Source organism: Arthrobacter sp. alpha11c (genome assembly GCF_054149985.1).
Window position 1 is genome coordinate 2,137,601 of record NZ_CP196747.1, and the last position, 17,539, is coordinate 2,155,139.

Consider the following 17,539-nt stretch of genomic DNA (forward strand, 5'->3'; position numbering starts at 1 on the left):
CCCGGTTGACGGAAACTACACTCCTCAACTCACAGGAGACCATTGAGCTCGCCTCGCGATGAGACGCCGAGCTTGGTAAACACTTGGTACAGGTGTCCTTCAACGGTCCGCACAGACACCCCAATATCCATAGCGATTTCACGATTGCTGACACCCTTTCCGGCCAGTTTGGCAATTTGCCGTTCACGCTCGGTCAATACCGGTGCGTCGCTTCGTGGTTGGATCGGCAACGCCGAGACCGATTGTTCCAGACGCTCCAGCCTAAGCTGTGCGGTCCGGGCAGCCATGGTTTCACCGGCATTACGGGCAAAGTCCAAGGCCATGGCCACGCATCTGGCTTCCACCACCAACAAATCCAGCGCAGCTGCGGCATCGGCCGCAGCCAGGAGAGAACGGGAACTCCGCTTCAGGGATCCGCGGGCAAGGTCGCGGGCGATCTCCGCCAAAGGGCCTTGACGGCTTCCAGCAACTTCTTCCAGCAATTTGTACTCGGCGTCCGTGCCCTCAACCGTGGCGCCGAAAAGACAGATGCCAGCTGTTGTGAAGCGCCGCTTGGCGATGTCCTGATGGACCCTGGCCAGCAGCCGCTGTTTGACGTCCGGGTCCCCCATCCATCGCCCTGCCATCTCAGCGCAGAACTCGGCAACGGACTCGGAGAAATATGTTCCAACACCCCGGCAGGTGCGGTACAGGTCAAGGTACCGTCCGGCTTCGAGTGAATTGCCCAGCTGGGCATAGGCAAAGGCGGTAGCTGCATAGGCAACTTTGACCATGTTCATGGCCGGGCGGAGCTCCAGCTGGGCGGCGGCGGAACGTAACGGTTCGATCGCGCAAGAGGGCTTGCCGGCGTAAGCGTAGGCAAGGCCCACGCCCAGTTCGGTGATTGCACCCCGGTACTGCAGGCGCGAAGGTGTGGAGGGCGTCCGTCGCATGAGCTCGATGCATTTCCGCCATTGTCCGGACAGCAGCAGCACTCCGAAAGCTTGCCGCGCGAAAGACTCCTCCAACTGCGCTGGCCTGTCATTGTTCCCCAGCTGCCGGGACACGGTGCGTGCCAGTTGCTGCGCTTCCAGTTCCCGGCCCATCACGCAGCGGGCTTCAATGAGGCAAAAGGCGGACTTGAGCCAGTGTTCCCGGTCCCCTGCCGGGTCCTTGGCCAGTTCCTCTTCCAGGTCCTCGGCCACAGCTGCGTACTCGCCCATATACGTCTGGTATTCGTAGTTGCAAAGCAGGAGACGGTTCCGGGCCCTCATGATCATCTCCGGCGCGTATTTCTCCGGATTCGAAACCATGTCCTCCAAGGTTTCACTCGCCGCCGCGATCACCCCGGGTACCATTGCCGAACGGCCGTCAATCCATGTCATGGCCTGGCATTTGGCCGCTGTTACTTCTGCAAACTCCATGGGGTCCAAAGCTGCAATGTGCGCCTCTGACACCTCATCCAAAGCCTGGGCCGCGTGCAGGGGCAGATCCAACATGAGGTAAGCAGCCGACTTCAGGCGCTGCCCCGGCACCCATTCGGCGTCCTTCGGATCCAGTGAGAGTGTGCATTGGATGGCAAAGTTGGGGTCATAATCATCCAGGGCCGCCCGTCCTGCTGCCAAGGCATGCGCGGGCGACGGAGACGGTTCGTCCTCACAGGCGTGCATCCACGCGGCGTAGCTCAGCAAATCCTGTGGAGCCAGCCCACCCAGCTCCGGCTCCTTGGGTCCAAGAAGCATCAGCCTCAGCTCGCGACGCCGCCGGGTACTCACCCAGCCCCGAACAACCTCACCCACGTAGGCATCGCGAAGGGAAACCCAGTGCTCGCCGTTCCGGTCAACGGTGAGCAGCCCGGATTCCTCCATCTCCACAAGCACTTCGGTGCCAAAGATCGCAGCAAGATCCACCAGTGTCGCGCGCTGCGCGCAGGCCAGGACCTCGACGACGGTCCGGTTGGTCTGGGGTTCACGCGCCAATCTGGAACGGACAAAGTCCTCCACAACCGTGGCGCCTTCAAGCTTGATGCGGTCCCGGAGCGTCCACACGGAATCGTTGAGGACGAGGTTGCCGGAATGGCGTTGCTCGTCCAGGAGCGCGTGCAGGAGCATCGGGTTCCCACCGACGGCGGAGTGGAGTGAACCAACCAGCGTCGAGGAGACGTAGTGGCCCAGCACCGAACCGAGAACCTGCTTGGTCTGTTCTTCGCTGAGCGTATTCAGATGGACTTCGCCCAGTTGCTCCTCAAGCACCATCCGATGAAAATCGGCGGGGAGATCGCTGGAGCGTTGAACCGTGGCGATCACCTTGGCCGTTCCAGTCGCCATCAGGTTCAGCAGCACGCCCGTACTCATGGGGTCCATACCGCCGGCATTGTCCACGATGAAGACAGTCTGGCGGCCCGCAGCTTCTGCACGGATCAGTGAGGTAATCGCGTGGAGAATGCCCGTGGGCGAACTGACGGCCTCGGACGGCAGCCTCGCCAGGAGGAATCCGAGGCACCCGTAGGGAGTCTGCCCATTGGCAACCGTGTTGCGCAATTGCAGGCTATGGATTTTGGGGCCCAGCGAGGAAATTACTGCCCGGGCCAAGCCTGACTTGCCGATTCCCCGTTCGCCAGTGAGCACCACACCGTAGGATTCCGGGGACTCAAGGTGCTTGGTTGCCCGGGACAGATCCTGGCTCCTGGCCAACAGCGACCATGTTTGCCGATCGGATGAACCGCCCACAAGGTCCGGAGCCGCAGCCCTCGCTGCGCCTCCACCGCCTCTGTTTAGCAACTCCGCCGACATTCGCATCCTTCGCTACAACATCCGCGACAGTCCCCCACCGCTTACCTGCGTACCATGCACACTACCTCCGGGCGCCGACAGTTTGGTAGGGCTAAGGGCGCCTCGAATCATCAGGCTTTCCTCAGGCTTTCCTCAAGATTTGCTCAAGTTCTTGCGGCATGATGCTTCTGCTGTGCCGCCAACAGCCCTTCATTCATGAGCAGTTCAACCGCGTCGGCCGCCTCGTCCAGCAGAAACGGCAATTCCTTCTTCTCGGCGGTGGCAAAATCCCGGAGGACAAAGTCCGCGGTATCCATACGTCCGGGAGGCCGGCCCACCCCTACCCGCACGCGCAGATACTCCTTTGTTGCCAGCGCCTTGGAGATATCGCGGAGGCCGTTATGACCCCCCTCGCCGCCACCTATCTTGAGCTTGACCGTGTTGAAGGGGATGTCGATTTCATCGTGGACAGCAATCACGTGGTCCGGTGCAATGTCGAAGAATTTGCTCAAGCCCGCCACAGGACCACCGGAAACGTTCATGTAGGTCATTGGCTTGGCCAGCACTACGCGGGGCCCGCCAATCCCCAGCCGACCCTCCACTACCTGCGCCCTGGCCTTGTGGGTCTTGAACTTGCCGCCCATCCGGGACGCCAGCTCGTCAAGCACCATCTGGCCCACGTTGTGCCGGTTGTTGCTGTACTCGCTGCCGGGGTTGCCAAGGCCAACTATCAGCCAGGTGTCAGTCATGGTCTCATCCTAGGGAATCTGGTCAGGAAATCGGGGTCGCGGAGTTGCGTGGGCTGGAAGAAGAAAGTGGCCGGGACCCAAGGGGACCCGGCCACTCAAAAGGCGTTTGCCTTAAGCAGTCAAAGACTACTCAGCCGCTGCTGCGGTGGTTTCTTCTTCAGCTTCAGAAGCAGTCTCGGAGATACGGACCACCAGGGTGTCGCCTTCGGTGAGCAGGGTGGAACCCTTCGGGAGGACGAGGTCCGATGCGTGGATGTTCTCGCCAGCCTTGCGGCCTTCGATGTCAACCTCGACGGCGGTGGGCACGTGGGTTGCCTCGGCCTCAAGGGAAACCGTGGTGGCTTCGAGGCTGGCAACAGCACCCGGAACAACTTCACCGGAAACGTGGATGGCGATGTCGACGGTAACCTTCTCGCCGGCCTGGACGGTCTGGAGGTCAACGTGCTCGATGATCTGCTTTACCGGGTCGCGCTGGATGTCCTTGACGAGCGTCAGGTGCTGCTCGCCGTCGACGTCGATTGCCAGCAGGGCGTTGGAAACGCGGACGGCCAGCGTGGTGGCGCGGCCGGGCAGGTTGATGTGGATCGGCTCTGCGCCGTGGCCGTAGATGACAGCCGGGATCTGGCCGGCCATGCGTGCACGGCGGGCAAAACCCTTACCGAATTCGGTGCGCAGTTCTGCGGTGAGCTTCTGCTCAGACATGTGTACTCCTTGATTACTGTGGCGTCCGGGAAACTCCGGACAAGTCGATCAGCAAGGGCGGAGGTCTGTGGACCTTCTACGCCCGGCGATCGTTGCTGTCCAGCAGCAAGCCCGCCTGTGTCGAAGGAGATGCAGACCCAGTCGATAACGGAGACCCGCAATTCCGGTTCAAAACGCGCACCGGATGTGCTCTCCCTCGCCAAGGTATCCCCAAGAGTTTACCAGCGGATACCTTCATTACTGAAAACGGGCCACCCACACGCCCGGAGGCGGCAGATGACCCGTCATATCAGTAGTCCGGCGTCAGGCTTTGCCGTCGAACAGGCTGGTGACCGAGCCGTCGTCGAACACTTCACGAATGGCACGCGCGATCAACGGTGCGATGGACAGCACCGTGAGCTGCGGGAAACGCTTCTCTGCCGGGATGGGCAGGGTGTTGGTGACAACCACTTCGCGTGCGCCCGAATCAGCGAGGCGCTGCGCTGCGGGGTCCGAGAAAACGGCGTGCGTGCTAGCGATGATGACATCCTTGGCACCGGCGTTCTTCAGGACCTGGACGGCGCCGGAGATGGTTCCACCGGTGTCGATCATGTCGTCAATAAGCACGCACGTGCGGCCTTCAACCTGGCCAACAACGGTCTTGGAGACGGCCTGGTTGGGCACGGTGAGGTCGCGGCTCTTGTGAACGAACGCCAGCGGGGCACCGCCCAGGCGTTCCGCCCACTGTTCGGCCACGCGGACGCGGCCGGTGTCCGGCGAAACAACCGTGATGTTGTCCGCCTCAACCTTGGTGCGGATGTAGTCGGCCAGCAGCGGGATCGCCATCAGGTGGTCAACAGGGCCATCGAAGAAGCCCTGGATCTGGGACGTGTGCAGGTCCACGGACATGATGCGGTCCGCACCGGCGGTCTTGTACAGGTCCGCAACCAGGCGGGCGGAAATGGGCTCGCGGCCACGGCCCTTCTTGTCCTGGCGGGAGTACGGGTAAAACGGTGAAACAACCGTGATCCTCTTGGCAGAGGCGCGCTTGAGGGAGTCGATCATGATCAACTGCTCCATGAGCCAGTTGTTCAGCGGGGCCGGGTGCGCCTGGATGACGAACGCATCGGTGCCGCGGACGCTCTCAGCGGAACGGACGTAGATTTCCCCATTGGCGAAGTCATAGGCGTCGATGGGCAGGAGCTCGGTCTCCAGCTCCTTCGCGATTTCCTGCGCCAGCTCCGGATGTGCCCTTCCGGCGGCGAGAATCAATTTCTTCTCGCCGTGTGCGGTAATTTCGCTCATGCCTATTTGCCCTCTTCTGTGGTTGCTGGAGATTGTGAGGATGTGGAGGCGGGGGTCAGCAGTGACTCCTGCGCGGCTTCGGCCAGCTTCGCTGAGGTGGTGCCGGGGCGGTTGGCCAGTACCCAGCCTTCGGCGTTTCGCTGCGCGGCCAAGCTAACTGCGAGGGCTCCAGGCGGGACATCCTTGCGGATGACGGCACCGGCGCCGCTGTAAGCGCCATCACCCACGGTCACGGGAGCTACAAACACGGTGTTTGAACCAGTCCGCACGCCCGAGCCGATCACCGTGCGGTGCTTCTTCTCGCCGTCGTAATTGGCCGTGATGTTGCCACAGCCGATGTTGGTGTCCTCACCGATTTCAGCGTCACCTGCGTACCCGAGGTGGGACAGCTTGGAACCACGGCCGATGGTCACGTTCTTGGTTTCGTAGAAGGCACCGATCTTGCCGGTCTCTCCCAGTACCGTGCCGGGACGGAGGTAGGTGAACGGTCCAACGCTTGCCCCGGCTCCGATGGTGGAACCCGAGCCGTGAGTGCGGATCACCTTGGCGCCTTCGCCAATGTTGACGTCGGTCAGCGTTGTATCGGGACCCACGACGGCGTCCCTCGCCACGGTGGTGGAACCGTGCAGTTGCGTATTGGGCAGCAAGCGGACGTCTTCATCGAGCCTGACCGTGGAGTCGATCCAGGTGGTGGACGGATCCACCACAGTCACACCCGCCCGCATCCAGGACTCGACGATGCGGCGATTTAGCTCGGCGCCGAGCGCGGAAAGCTGGATGCGGTCGTTGGCGCCCTCAACCTGCCAGCGGTCCTGGGTGACGACGGCGGCAACCCGGCCACCGGCGTCGCGCGCCAGCCCGAGGACATCGGTGAGGTACATCTCGCCCTGCGCGTTGTCAGTGGTGACCTGGGTCAGCGCGTTCCGCAGCACCGCGGCGTCGAAGGCGTAAATGCCGGAGTTGACCTCAAGGATGGTGTGCTCGGCTTCGCTTGCATCCTTGTGCTCGCGGATGCCGGTGACCGTGCCGTCTTCGGCACGCAGGATGCGGCCATAGCCCGAGGCGTCGTCCAAGACCGCAGTGAGCACCGTCACGGCGTTGCTCTGGGCTTCATGGGTTGCCACGAGTTCGCCGAGCAATTCGCCCGTCAGCAGGGGCACATCTCCGTACGTGACAACCACAGTTCCGGTGAGCTCGGCTTCGGCGTCGAGGGCCTTGAGGGCAACCTCCACAGCGCGTCCCGTGCCGGGGATTTCGTCCTGGTCAACGATCACGGCTTCCGGATCCAGCGCGGAGACATGTTCTGCCACGCGGTCGCGCTCGTGCCGGACAACAAGGGCAAGTTTCAGGGGGTTGATGGAACGGGCGGCGAGGAGGGCGTGGCCCACCATGGAGAGGCCGCCGATTTCGTGGAGAATCTTGGGAGTCCGCGACTTCATTCGCGTTCCGGCACCTGCAGCCAAGACGATGACTGCTGCGGGACCGGTGGTTTCGGGGCTCACGTACTGGCTCTCCTTGCTCGGTTTTGTCCCGGGTAACCCGGCTTCGGAATGCTGCCATTCCAACTATGGACCCAGGCACCGTTCGAGCTGTTCCAGGTACAGAGTGGAGCGCATTTTCCGACCGTTCCGCCCATAGGATTCGAACCTATACTCCACGGCTCCAAAGGCCGGGGTGCTGCCATTACACCAGAGCGGACCGTGCATGCTTGCACCCCCAGGCGGCAGGGCCTGACGGTTTCCCGGATCACCGGGATGCACACACAAGAATCTAGTTTGCCATGACCTTTGCATGGTTCGCGACTTGACCCGCTGTGACGGGTCTCCGGATGCCCTGTTACGGCCCTTCGCGATCAGCCGCGCAGGGGTTAGGGCATGATGGACACGTGAGCAAGCGCACTGAACTTCCCCGGCCCGCGGCCGCCCTTGAGCCCCTGGGAGACCGCCCAATACGGTTGAGGATGACGGGACAACAGCGACGCTCCCAGCTCATCGGCATTGGCCGGGCGCTCTTCGCAGCCAAGGGCCTGGACGGCACCACGATTGAAGAAATTGCCGCCAGCGCGGGCGTGTCCAAACCGGTGATCTACGAGCATTTTGGGTCCAAGGAAGGCCTCTACCGGCAAGTTGTCGAAACCGAATTCCGGATCCTCCTGGACTCCATCACCGAGGCACTGAGCACGGAGGCCAAACCCCGCGTCCTGGTGGAACGCGCAGCATTGGCGCTCCTTGGCTACATCGAAGACCGCACCGACGGCTTCCGGATCCTCATGCGCGATGCACCGCCCTCCCAGCCTGAGGGCGCCTTCTCCACGCTGCTCTCGCACGTCACCGCGCGGGTGGAACACCTGCTCTCGGATGAATTCGCCCGCCGCGGATTCAGCGCTGCAGATGGCGCTATGTACGCTCAGATGCTCGTCGGAATGGTGGCGATGACAGGCCAATGGTGGCTGGACAGTCGTGAGCCGGACAAACGCGCGGTAGCGGCTCACCTGGTAAACCTGGCCTGGAACGGACTGACCGGGCTGCAGAAGGAACCTGAGCTCCGCTCCGACGGCTGACCCCCATCCTTCTCTCACATCCTGACGCCTTTTCCCGGATGTTCTCTCACATCCCCACCCGTTTCTCCCATCCCTCGTTACCTTTTTCGTAGCCCGTTTCCTGGTGCAGGATGTGGGTGTGCTGGCCTGCTGCCCCGGCATGATTGCGTTCCTCTGTCGATCCGATGATCTTGAGAGTGTTGTCACCGGGGTTGGTAGGTGCCGGGAGACCGCTGATAGGGGCAGGACAGTTCGGGAACGTCGTGCGTAACGTGGGTGCCGGGTCCTGACACCGCTGCCGGGCCAGCATGGGAGCTGACTACGACTGGAGGGACCGGATGATCGCGAACCACGATGGTGTCGAAGTGTTTATTGGTCTGGATGTTGGCAAGGGCGTCCATCATGCCGTTGCCGTGGACCGGGCCGGAAAGAAATTGCTGGACCGGGCGCTGCCCAACGATGAAGCCAAAATCCGGGAAATCATCGCCGAACTCGAGGACGCCGGACGAGTGTTGTTGGTCGTTGACCAGCCAGCAACCATCGGCGCGTTGCCGGTAGCGGTGGCCCAGGCCGCCGGTGTTCTTGTCGGGTATCTGCCGGGGCTGGCGATGCGCCGGATCGCGGACCTGCACCCCGGAGAGGCGAAAACCGATGCCCGGGATGCGTTCATCATCGCCGAGGCCGCCAGGACCATGCCGCATACATTGCGCTCGGTTCAGTTGGCCGATGAGCAGCTCGCTGAGCTGAGCATGCTTTGTGGTTTCGATGATGACCTGGCCAAGCAGGCCACGGCGACCTCGAACCGGATCCGCGGGCTGCTCACCCAGATCCACCCTGCTCTGGAAAGGGTGTTGGGACCCTACATGGATCATCCTGCGGTGCTGGACCTGCTGCGGACCTGGCCTACCCCCGAAGAGCTCCGTCACGCAGGCCGGCGCCGGATCGGGAACCGGCTGACCAAACTCGCGCCGCGGATGGGCGAACGCCTTGCCGATGAAATCATCGAGGCCCTGGGCCGGCAAACAGTCACTGTTGTCGGCACGAATGCCGCGACCATCGTGCTGCCCCAGCTCGCGGCCATGCTCTCCGGGCTTCACGAAAACCGCGCCATGGTCCTCACCCAGGTCGAAGCACTCGTGGAGGCCCACCCTCTTCACCCGGTCCTGATGTCTCTGCCGGCCGTGGGCATCAGGACCGCCGCACGAATCCTCACCGAAGTCGCCGGGAAAGACTTCCCCACCGCCGGGCACCTGGCCTCTTACGCCGGGCTGGCCCCAGTCACCTGGCGATCCGGGTCCTCCATCCGCGGCGACCACTCCTCCAGAAAAGGCAACAAAGTCCTCAAACGAACTCTTTTCCTCTCCGCGTTCGCTGCGCTCCACGACCCGCCGTCCCGGGCCTACTACGAACGCAAACGCGCCGAAGGAAAACGCCACAACCAGGCAATCATTGCCCTGGCACGACGCCGCTGTGACACCCTCTACGCAATGCTCCGCGACGGCGCCCTCTACCAACCCCCAACACCCGCCACCACTTGACGAAAAACATAGGGGCACTCTCACATCGCGACCGCAGGGCCGCTGCGGTCGGAACACTCCTCGCTGACCTGTGAGTACACGACGGCATTGCGGCTCACCGGTCTGGGCAGGGGGAAGCCGCGGAGCAGGAACTGAAAGAGCATCCGCTAAAAGTTGGCAGGATGTGAGAGAAAATCCGGTTCCCCTAAATCCGCCCCTGACCGAAACTTCTGCTGAAGCGCTGAAATGCAGGCTGCCGGGTGCCAGCCACAACGTGCTTTCACATCCCGGGTGACCGCTCGGCCCCTTTCCCCTTCAACATCGAAGGAAAAATCAACGCCAACCTAGGATCCACCGCTAAACGGAACTCCCCCGAGCAACGGCAAAACCCTGCAGGACGTGAGAGAACGTTCTTCAAAAACCCGCAGGACATGAGAGAACGTTCCTCAAAAACCCGCAGGACATGAGAGAACGTCAGAGGCGGGGCGGCGGGTATCCGGTAGCGTGCGTCAAAGCGACGAAGGAGCAGCACGCGGAGGATGCGCGCCGCGCCGCCACCGCGCCGCCTCCACCAACGACCGCGGAGAATGTGAGAGAACGTTCCGCAGAAACCTGCAGGATGTGAGAGAACGTTCAGGGGAAACCTGCAGAAACTACTCGCCGAGGGTTTCGGCGGCCTCCAGCCACTCGAGCTCCAGGCCTTCTTTCTCCTCAAGGAGTTCCTGCAGCTTGGCGTTGAGTTCGCCCAGTGCGTCGAAGTCCCCGGATTCGGATTTCGCGGCCATTTGGGTGTGGAGCTTTTCCTCCTGCTGCGCTATCTTGCCGAGCTGGCGGTCGATCCGGTTGAGGTCCTTGCGGGCTTCACGCCTTTCGGCTTCGCTGGCGCCTGAAGCAACGGGTGTAGAAGATCCGCTTGCAGAAGTGGGCGCACCGGAACCACCGCCAACAGCGCCGGAAGCCAGCGCCGCTTCACGAAGTTCGAGGTATTGGTCCACGCCGCCAGGCAAGCCACGGAGTTTGCCATCGCCAAGGAGTGCCATCTGGTTGTCCGTGACGCGTTCCAGAAGGTACCTGTCGTGACTCACCACAACCAGCGTGCCGGGCCAACCGTCCAGGACATCTTCGACGGCGGCCAGGGTGTCAGTATCGAGGTCGTTGGTGGGCTCGTCGAGCATCAGTACGTTGGGCTCCCCTACCAGCAGGCGCAGGAGTTGGAGCCGGCGGCGCTCACCACCGGAGAGGTCGCTGACGGGTGTCCACTGCTTTTCCTTGGTGAATCCGAGCTGCTCCACTAATTGACCGGCGGTGAATTCCTTACCGCCTACGCTGAAGGACCGCTTTTCCCGCTCGATGACCTCAATGACGCGAAGGTCCGAGACGTCGTCGAGCTCTTTCACGTCCTGGGTGAGCACGGCGGTGACCACGGTCTTGCCGCGTTTGACTTTCCCTGACGTTGGTTGGATTTCGCCGTTAAGGAGTTTGAGCAGCGTGGACTTGCCAGCCCCGTTGACGCCCACCAAACCAAGTCGTTCGCCAGGTGCGAGCCGCAGGGTGATGTTGTCGAAAAGTTTCTGCCCGTCCGCTCCATCGACAAAATCAAGGGTCACGTTCTCAAGGTCCAGCACGTCTTTGCCCAGGCGAGCGGTGGCCATCTTGCTGAGGGCGACGGAATCCCGGGGATCCGGCACGTCTGCGATCAGGTCATTGGCAGCTTCGATCCTGAACTTCGGCTTGGCCGTTCGGGCAGGCGCCCCACGGCGAAGCCACGCCAGTTCCTTTTTGACGAGCTGCTGGCGTTTACCTTCGACGACGGCGGCCGTCCGGTCGCGCTCGGCCCTCGCCAAAACGTAGGCGGCGTATCCGCCGTCGAACATGTCCACCATGGCGTCGTGGACTTCCCAGGTGTAGTTGCACACTTCGTCAAGGAACCAGCGATCGTGTGTGACCACTAGGAAAGCGCCTTGGTTGGCGCGCCAGCGCGTCTTGAGGTGCTTTGCCAGCCAGGCCACGCCCTCGACGTCGAGGTGGTTGGTGGGTTCGTCCAGCATGATGACGTCGTGGTCTTCGATGAGGAGCTTGGCCAGCGCTACACGGCGCTTTTGCCCGCCGGAGAGTGCATGTACGTTGGCGTGCCAATCGACGTCGGCAACCAAACCGCCCATGACTTCGCGGATCTTGGGGTTGGCCGCCCATTCGTGGTCCGCGCGGTCGCCGACGATCGCAGCGCCGACTGTCAGGTCGCCGTCGAGCACGTCGCCTTGGTCGAGGTAGCCGACGTTGACGTCCCCGCGTTTGGTGACGCGGCCGGAGTCGGGCGTCGAGCGCAAGGCGAGCAAACGCATGAGGGTTGATTTTCCGTCACCGTTGCGGCCGACCATGCCGATGCGGTCGCCATCCTCCAAACCGAGGGTGACGCCGTCGAGGACAGTGCGGGTCGCGAACGAAACGGTGAGGTTTTCGCCGCCAAGCAGGTGGGCCAATGGGTACTACTTTCTACTGCTGGAATGCGGGAGCTACTAAAGGAGGGTATCGGAGATGATCCGGGCGCCGGGCACGGGTCCGTGGACGGCAACTGCAGTGTGGCCCCGATGGGTCAGCTCTTCAGCGAGGACGCTGGCGGACACCGAGTCCCTGGCGAGCAGTGCGATGGTGGGCCCGGAGCCGGACACCATACCTGCCAGGGCGCCCCGGGCTTCACCCAGGCCGATGGTGTCCCTCAGCTGTGGGGCAAGCGCGATGGACGCACGCTGGAGATCATTGATCAGCACCCGGCTGAGGGCCTCGGGGTCGCCGTGGCGCAGGGCCTGGAGGATGGTGGGGTCAACGTCCACGGGCTCCGGGATTTCCACGCCTTCGGAGTCCCGGAGTCCGTCGAGGCTGTGGAACACGTCAGGTGTAGAGAGCCCGTAGTCGGCAAACACCAGCACCCAGTCCATTTGTGCTTTCGCCAGTGCGGGCGACAATTTGTCGCCAACACCGAGTCCGACGGCGGTCCCGCCCAGCAGCGAGAACGGAACGTCCGCGCCCAGTTCGGCTGCCAAGTGGGCGAGTTCCTCGCGGGAAAGGCCGCTGTTCCACAGGGCATCGCACGCAAGCAAAGTAGCGGCGGCGTCGGCGGAGCCCCCACCCATACCTCCGGCAACCGGCACGCGTTTGGTGATTTCAAGGTGGACGCCGGTTGGTTTCTCGGACAGCTCAGCCATGATGGCTGCTGCCTTGTACGCCAGATTGCTTTCGTCCAGGGGTATATCGACGCCGTCCAGGTCCAGCGTGCTGTTGGGGCTGATGCTGACGGTAATTCCCTCAGCCTCGGTGCTGGTGGCTGCCACTTCCTCGTACAAGGAAACGGCCAGGTAGACGCTTGCCACGGAGTGGTAGCCGTCGGGACGCAACGGACCAACGCTCAGGGAAACGTTGATCTTCCCGGGCGCTTTGACCCGGACCGTCCGGGCATGGAAGCGATCGCCTACGTACGGCAGGCCGCTGGGTTTGCGGGTGTTCGGACTCATGCGTCCGCTGGGTGGCGGGCTTCGGCAATCCGGACGTAGGCAGAGATGTCCAGGACCTCGCCCCGGGCTGTGGGATCAACGCCGGCGGCGACGAGGCACCGTTCGGCCTCGGCCGCGCTGCCGGCCCAGCCAGCCAACGCTGCACGGAGGGTCTTTCGACGCTGGGCGAAGGCGGCGTCAATGACAGCAAACACCTGCTCCCGGGTAGCGTGCGTGGCGGGTGGGTCATGGCGCGTAAAGGCAACGAGTCCTGAGTGGATCTTCGGAGCAGGCCAAAACACGTTCATGCCGATCACGCCGGCCTTGCGCATGTGCCCGTACCAAGCAGCCTTGACCGAGGGCACGCCGTAGATCTTGCTGCCGGGAGTTGCTGCCAGGCGGTCTGCGACCTCGTCCTGCACCATGACCAAGCCGTGCTGCAGGCGCGGGAAGTGTTGGAGCAAGTGCAGCACCACGGGGACGGCCACGTTATATGGGAGGTTGGCCACCAGTGCTGTCGGCTGCACTGGCAGTTCCGTGACCCTCATGGCGTCCGATAGGACCAGATGGAAGTTCTCTTCAGCCTCGGGTCGCCATGCACGAACAGTTTCGGGGAGCTTCCTTGCGAGCACGGGATCAATTTCAACGGCCACAACGGTCTTCGCCGCGTCCAGCAGGCCAAGTGTCAGGGAGCCGAGGCCCGGGCCCACCTCAAGCACGGTTTCCCCGGCGTCGATATTGGCGGCTGAGACGATCCTGCGGATCGTATTACCGTCAATGACAAAGTTCTGGCCCAAAGTCTTGGTGGGGCGGACACCGATTTCCTCGGCTAACCGTCGGATATCTGTGGCGCCCATCAAAGGCACGACGGCGGCGGGTTCGGAATTCGGTTCAGTCACCTAGGTATCGTATCGTCTGTGCGGGGTCACGCTGCGTGCGCGCAGCCCCAGTCGCTGAGGCCGTTCCTGGCGTAGAGGCGGTTGGCGATATCGATCTGCTGAGCTTTGGTGGCAAGGTTGGCCGTGGGGGCGTAAGCGCCGCCGCCATTAGCCAACCAGGTGGGGCTGGAGAACTGCAGCCCGCCGTAGTAACCGTTGCCGGAGTTGATGGACCAGTTTCCGCCGGACTCACACTGGGCGATCCTGTCCCACATGGCTTCGTTCGGGGCTCCGGTGGGACCACTGGACGTGGCAGCCTTGGCAGCGACGGGGCGTGCCTTGGTTCCGACCGCGATCTTTTCGGTGACGGGCTGGGTGGTGACATTGCTGGAAACAAGGGTGCGGGAAGCTTCACGACCATCCACCAAGACCAGCTTGAAGGTCTTCACAACGGAACCTGCGACGCCCTTTTGGGTTACTTTCTCGTCGCCCTTATAGAGCTCGGCACTATCGGTGCTGACGCTTTCGAACGGCACTTCCTCGGTGGCTTCGGCAGTCTTGCTGGTGTCCACGCGGGAGACCTTGATCACCATGTCCTGGATGACCGGTGCGTTTCCGGGCTGGGAGACGCGGTCGCTGGCGCCCAGTGTGACTCCGGCGTCTTTCAAGACGGTGGCGACGTCGGGCGCCGTCGTGGTGGCGCTGGTGTCCTTGCCGTCAGCTACCAAGCTGATGGTCTTGGGTGTGGAGATGGAAACGAAGGAGCCCGTGACGGCCAGGGAGGCGTCCTTGGGCTGGGAGATTTCGGAGGAGCTCGCGACTCCCAGTTCACTCACCAGGCCGGCGACGTCCGGGGCGTTGGTGTTGACGGTCTTGCGGGCGCCATCCAATTCGATGGAGACGGCCTTGGCAAGGTTGATGTTGACCACCGAGCCGTTTTCCACCTGGGTAGCAAGATCCGGGGAAACACGGTCTGCGTCCTTCAGCTCGACCTTGGCTGCTTTGACCACTTGGTCAACAGTGCCGCCGAAGGTCTGGATGGAGCTCACCTTGCCATCAACGTTCAGGGTGATGGTCTTGTTGTTGCCCACGAAGGCGACTACACCGACCACCAGTGCTGCAACAACCAGCAACTGGGCACCGACTTTGAGAAAGCTGAACTTGCCATCCGTTGTGAAGAACTTGATCACGATTGCCCATAACTCTCAGACCATCCGGGCACGGGGAAAAGCGCAAAAAACAATGCCAGCCGCAAAACTGAGGGGCCAGGCAAAAAAGCCTGGTCCCACCCTCTGCTGCCGGCATCTGCGCCGCCAAATACATTCAACTAAAGAGCCCGGACGGATCCGGGCCAGTTGTCCGAAGGCCTTCCCCGACCCCGGCTACTTGTTGTACACAGTAACCGATCTGTTATAAACGGACCAAGAATTCTACATACCGGGTATTCATTGCAGTCAGTCCCACAGGCGTTCGAATGCCCCCAATCAGCCCCAGGATCCGTAGGCATTTACGGTATTTTGAGCAAGCCTGGCGCAAAGTTCTGAAAGGTCATCTTTTGTCACTTCCGCCATCGAGCGAACTGTGTACGGCACCATGTAGCTCGCATTTGGCCGGCCGCGGTACGGGTGTGGAGTGAGGAAGGGCGAATCTGTTTCCACCAGGATCCGGCTGGGTTCCGCAATGGACAACGCTGCCCTAAGGTTGGCGGCATTCTTGAACGTCATGGTCCCTGCAAAGGACATGTACCAGCCATTGTCATTGCAGATGCGCGCGAGTTTCTCGTCACCGGAGAAGCAGTGGAAAACTACCCTCTCAGGGGCGCCTTCCTCGTTCAGCACCTGCACTACGTCATCGTGGGCGTCGCGGTCGTGGATCTGCAGCGTGAGGCCAAGCCGTTTGGCGATGTCGATGTGCCTTCGGAAGGAATACCGCTGATGTGTCAGGCCCTCACCGTGTGTTCGGAAGAAGTCCAATCCTGTCTCGCCGATGGCACGGATCCGCGGGTGGGCGGCGAGTTCCTCGATCTCTGCGAGCGCCGATTCGAGCTCCCCCGCCCCGCGTAGATGGGTGCGTCGTTGGGGTGGATGGCAACGGCTCCCAGCAAGCGGACATCAGCCTGGACAGCTTGCACTGTGAAGCGCGAGGATTCCAGGTCGCAGCCAACCTGGATCGCCCCTTGGACACCAACAGCTTCGGCGGCATCCATGGCGTCCGCAACGCCGACTTCAATCAAACCGTGCCGGAAGTCCAAGTGGGTGTGGTTGTCCATCACCGGGACGGGAAGCGGTTCCGGGGCTGGCGGGTACTCTTTGCGGGAATCCGATGCTTCTGTTGCACCGGAGGACGCGCGGTAGGGAGCGGGAGCGAGGGAATTGCACATGTTCCCACCTTAATCGGACCGCGGTCCCCCATGCTTCGGGACAAATTCCAGTTGGCACATAAATTCCCGGAGCACTATGTCAGGGACGGCCAAAGTCTGGGTAGTCTGGAACGGACAGACGGCCGACACCGGCGTTGGCCACGGCTGAAGGGCAATCCATGGAGTCCAAGCGACAAGTCACCGTTGAACCTTCCCCACTCCAGGGCGAGGCGTACAGTGCGCTGCCCCGGGATGCCGCCTTGCTCAATGGACACAAGCCGCAGGTCATGGACGCCGAACGTTTCCACGATGCCAGCGAGCGCATTCTGGCATCCATCGGCAAGGTCATCGACGGCAAGGCGGACGCCGCAAAACTCGCCTTGACAGTTCTCCTTGCACAGGGCCATCTCCTGCTGGAGGATGTGCCCGGTGTTGGCAAGACCTTGTTGGCGAAGACGCTGGCCCGGACCGTGGATTGCACTGTGTCCCGTATCCAGTTCACCCCGGATCTGTTGCCCTCTGATGTGACGGGCGTGTCCATCTACAACCAGTCTTCGCGGCAGTTCGAGTTCCGGCCGGGTGCCGTGTTCGCGAACATCGTGATCGGCGACGAAATCAACCGCGCCTCGGCCAAGACGCAGTCCGCGCTCCTGGAATGCATGGAAGAGCACCAGGTGACGGTTGACGGGCATTCGTACCAGCTGGGATTGCCGTTCATGGTGGTGGCAACGCAGAATCCCATCGAAATGGAGGGCACTTATCCGCTGCCAGAAGCCCAGCGCGACCGCTTCATGGCAAGGATTTCCATGGGCTATCCGGACAGGGATGCCGAGATCGAGATGTTGGAAACGCATCAGGCAGCTTCTCCCCTCATCAACGTAACCCCAGTGGTCACAGCCGCCGATGTGGCAGCCATGATTGCAGCCGTCCAGCAGGTCTACGTGTCCACGGCCATCAAGGAATACACGGTGGCGATTGGCCGGGCCACGCGTGAAAGTGCCCGCCTTCGGCTCGGTGCAAGCCCGCGGTCCTTGCTGCAGTTGCTGCGCGCCGCGAAGGCCACGGCAGCTTTGGACGGACGCGATTTTGTTCTTCCCGACGACGTCGTGGACGTGGCCGAATCGGTACTCGCCCACCGCATCATCCTGGATCGCAAGGCTGCGAGTTCCGGCGATACGCCTCAAACCGTCCTGCGGGGCATCCTCGCTTCCCTCCCGGTTGCCCAGGAACCGCCTGGCGCGTGGCGCAGGGACAAGCAAAGCGCATAGGAGAC

Annotated in this window: 11 protein-coding genes, 1 tRNA gene and 2 pseudogenes; 3 read left to right on the forward strand and 11 right to left on the reverse strand. The window is 62.3% G+C overall.

Features of this window, described 5'->3' with window-relative positions; translation table 11 throughout:
* Positions 1–29: 29 nt before the first annotated feature.
* From ACTAQJ_RS09710 to ACTAQJ_RS09735, 6 genes are all read right to left on the reverse strand, one after another.
* Positions 30–2,771 (reverse strand): helix-turn-helix transcriptional regulator, encoded by a 2,742-nt coding sequence (locus ACTAQJ_RS09710; protein WP_498701844.1) that lies wholly within the window; start codon positions 2,769–2,771, stop codon positions 30–32.
* 143 nt (positions 2,772–2,914) lie between these two features.
* Positions 2,915–3,499: an aminoacyl-tRNA hydrolase gene (gene pth, locus ACTAQJ_RS09715; RefSeq protein ID WP_431119135.1), complete on the reverse strand. Its 585-nt coding sequence runs from the start codon at positions 3,497–3,499 to the stop codon at positions 2,915–2,917.
* A gap of 126 nt (positions 3,500–3,625) precedes the next feature.
* Entirely contained in the window at positions 3,626–4,201 is a 576-nt protein-coding gene (locus ACTAQJ_RS09720; protein ID WP_431119133.1) for a 50S ribosomal protein L25/general stress protein Ctc, read from the reverse strand.
* Positions 4,202–4,504: 303 nt separating this feature from the next.
* On the reverse strand, positions 4,505–5,485 hold the full coding sequence (locus ACTAQJ_RS09725; protein ID WP_498701845.1) for a ribose-phosphate diphosphokinase: 981 nt from the start codon (positions 5,483–5,485) through the stop codon (positions 4,505–4,507).
* Positions 5,486–5,487: 2 nt separating this feature from the next.
* Positions 5,488–6,987: a bifunctional UDP-N-acetylglucosamine diphosphorylase/glucosamine-1-phosphate N-acetyltransferase GlmU gene (glmU, locus tag ACTAQJ_RS09730; protein ID WP_498701846.1), complete on the reverse strand. Its 1,500-nt coding sequence runs from the start codon at positions 6,985–6,987 to the stop codon at positions 5,488–5,490.
* Positions 6,988–7,111: 124 nt separating this feature from the next.
* A tRNA-Gln gene (locus ACTAQJ_RS09735) sits at positions 7,112–7,183 on the reverse strand.
* A 262-nt stretch (positions 7,184–7,445) separates the two neighbouring features.
* Between ACTAQJ_RS09735 and ACTAQJ_RS09740 the strand changes: the two genes are divergently transcribed.
* Positions 7,446–8,045, forward strand: coding sequence for a TetR/AcrR family transcriptional regulator (locus tag ACTAQJ_RS09740; protein WP_477520956.1), 600 nt, complete (start codon positions 7,446–7,448; stop codon positions 8,043–8,045).
* 255 nt (positions 8,046–8,300) lie between these two features.
* Positions 8,301–9,562: pseudogene (locus ACTAQJ_RS09745) on the forward strand (IS110 family RNA-guided transposase).
* Positions 9,563–10,194: 632 nt separating this feature from the next.
* Here the strand turns inward: ACTAQJ_RS09745 and ACTAQJ_RS09750 are convergent.
* The 5 genes and pseudogenes from ACTAQJ_RS09750 to ACTAQJ_RS09770 all read right to left on the reverse strand — a co-directional run bounded on the left by ACTAQJ_RS09750 (position 10,195) and on the right by ACTAQJ_RS09770 (position 16,287).
* Positions 10,195–12,021 (reverse strand): ABC-F family ATP-binding cassette domain-containing protein, encoded by a 1,827-nt coding sequence (locus ACTAQJ_RS09750; RefSeq protein ID WP_498701847.1) that lies wholly within the window; start codon positions 12,019–12,021, stop codon positions 10,195–10,197.
* A gap of 36 nt (positions 12,022–12,057) precedes the next feature.
* Entirely contained in the window at positions 12,058–13,050 is a 993-nt protein-coding gene (locus ACTAQJ_RS09755) for a 4-(cytidine 5'-diphospho)-2-C-methyl-D-erythritol kinase (RefSeq protein WP_498701848.1), read from the reverse strand.
* Positions 13,047–13,928, reverse strand: coding sequence for a 16S rRNA (adenine(1518)-N(6)/adenine(1519)-N(6))-dimethyltransferase RsmA (gene rsmA / locus ACTAQJ_RS09760; RefSeq protein WP_498701849.1), 882 nt, complete (start codon positions 13,926–13,928; stop codon positions 13,047–13,049). Before rsmA ends, ACTAQJ_RS09755 begins: the two co-directional genes overlap by 4 nt.
* Positions 13,929–13,954: 26 nt before the next feature.
* Positions 13,955–15,097 carry a resuscitation-promoting factor gene (locus tag ACTAQJ_RS09765; RefSeq protein ID WP_498701850.1) on the reverse strand — a complete coding sequence of 381 codons (1,143 nt, stop codon included), beginning with the start codon at positions 15,095–15,097 and terminating at the stop codon, positions 13,955–13,957.
* 294 nt (positions 15,098–15,391) lie between these two features.
* Positions 15,392–16,287 (reverse strand): annotated as a pseudogene (locus tag ACTAQJ_RS09770) (TatD family hydrolase).
* 158 nt (positions 16,288–16,445) lie between these two features.
* Between ACTAQJ_RS09770 and ACTAQJ_RS09775 the strand changes: the two are divergent.
* The gene (locus ACTAQJ_RS09775; RefSeq protein WP_431119118.1) at positions 16,446–17,534 is read left to right on the forward strand and encodes an AAA family ATPase; all 1,089 of its coding nucleotides are present in this window, start codon (positions 16,446–16,448) and stop codon (positions 17,532–17,534) included.
* The last annotated feature ends 5 nt before the right edge of the window (positions 17,535–17,539 follow it).

What these genes read in the sequence shown, in the direction of transcription:
- ACTAQJ_RS09710 (WP_498701844.1), bottom strand. Translation starts at nt 2,771, where the DNA reads ATGTCGGCGGAGTTGCTAAACAGAGGCGGTGGAGGCGCAGCGAGGGCT.
- pth (WP_431119135.1), bottom strand. Translation starts at nt 3,499, where the DNA reads ATGACTGACACCTGGCTGATAGTTGGCCTTGGCAACCCCGGCAGCGAG.
- ACTAQJ_RS09720 (WP_431119133.1), bottom strand. Translation starts at nt 4,201, where the DNA reads ATGTCTGAGCAGAAGCTCACCGCAGAACTGCGCACCGAATTCGGTAAG.
- ACTAQJ_RS09725 (WP_498701845.1), bottom strand. Translation starts at nt 5,485, where the DNA reads ATGAGCGAAATTACCGCACACGGCGAGAAGAAATTGATTCTCGCCGCC.
- ACTAQJ_RS09740 (WP_477520956.1), top strand. Translation starts at nt 7,446, where the DNA reads ATGACGGGACAACAGCGACGCTCCCAGCTCATCGGCATTGGCCGGGCG.
- ACTAQJ_RS09755 (WP_498701848.1), bottom strand. Translation starts at nt 13,050, where the DNA reads ATGAGTCCGAACACCCGCAAACCCAGCGGCCTGCCGTACGTAGGCGAT.
- ACTAQJ_RS09775 (WP_431119118.1), top strand. Translation starts at nt 16,446, where the DNA reads ATGGAGTCCAAGCGACAAGTCACCGTTGAACCTTCCCCACTCCAGGGC.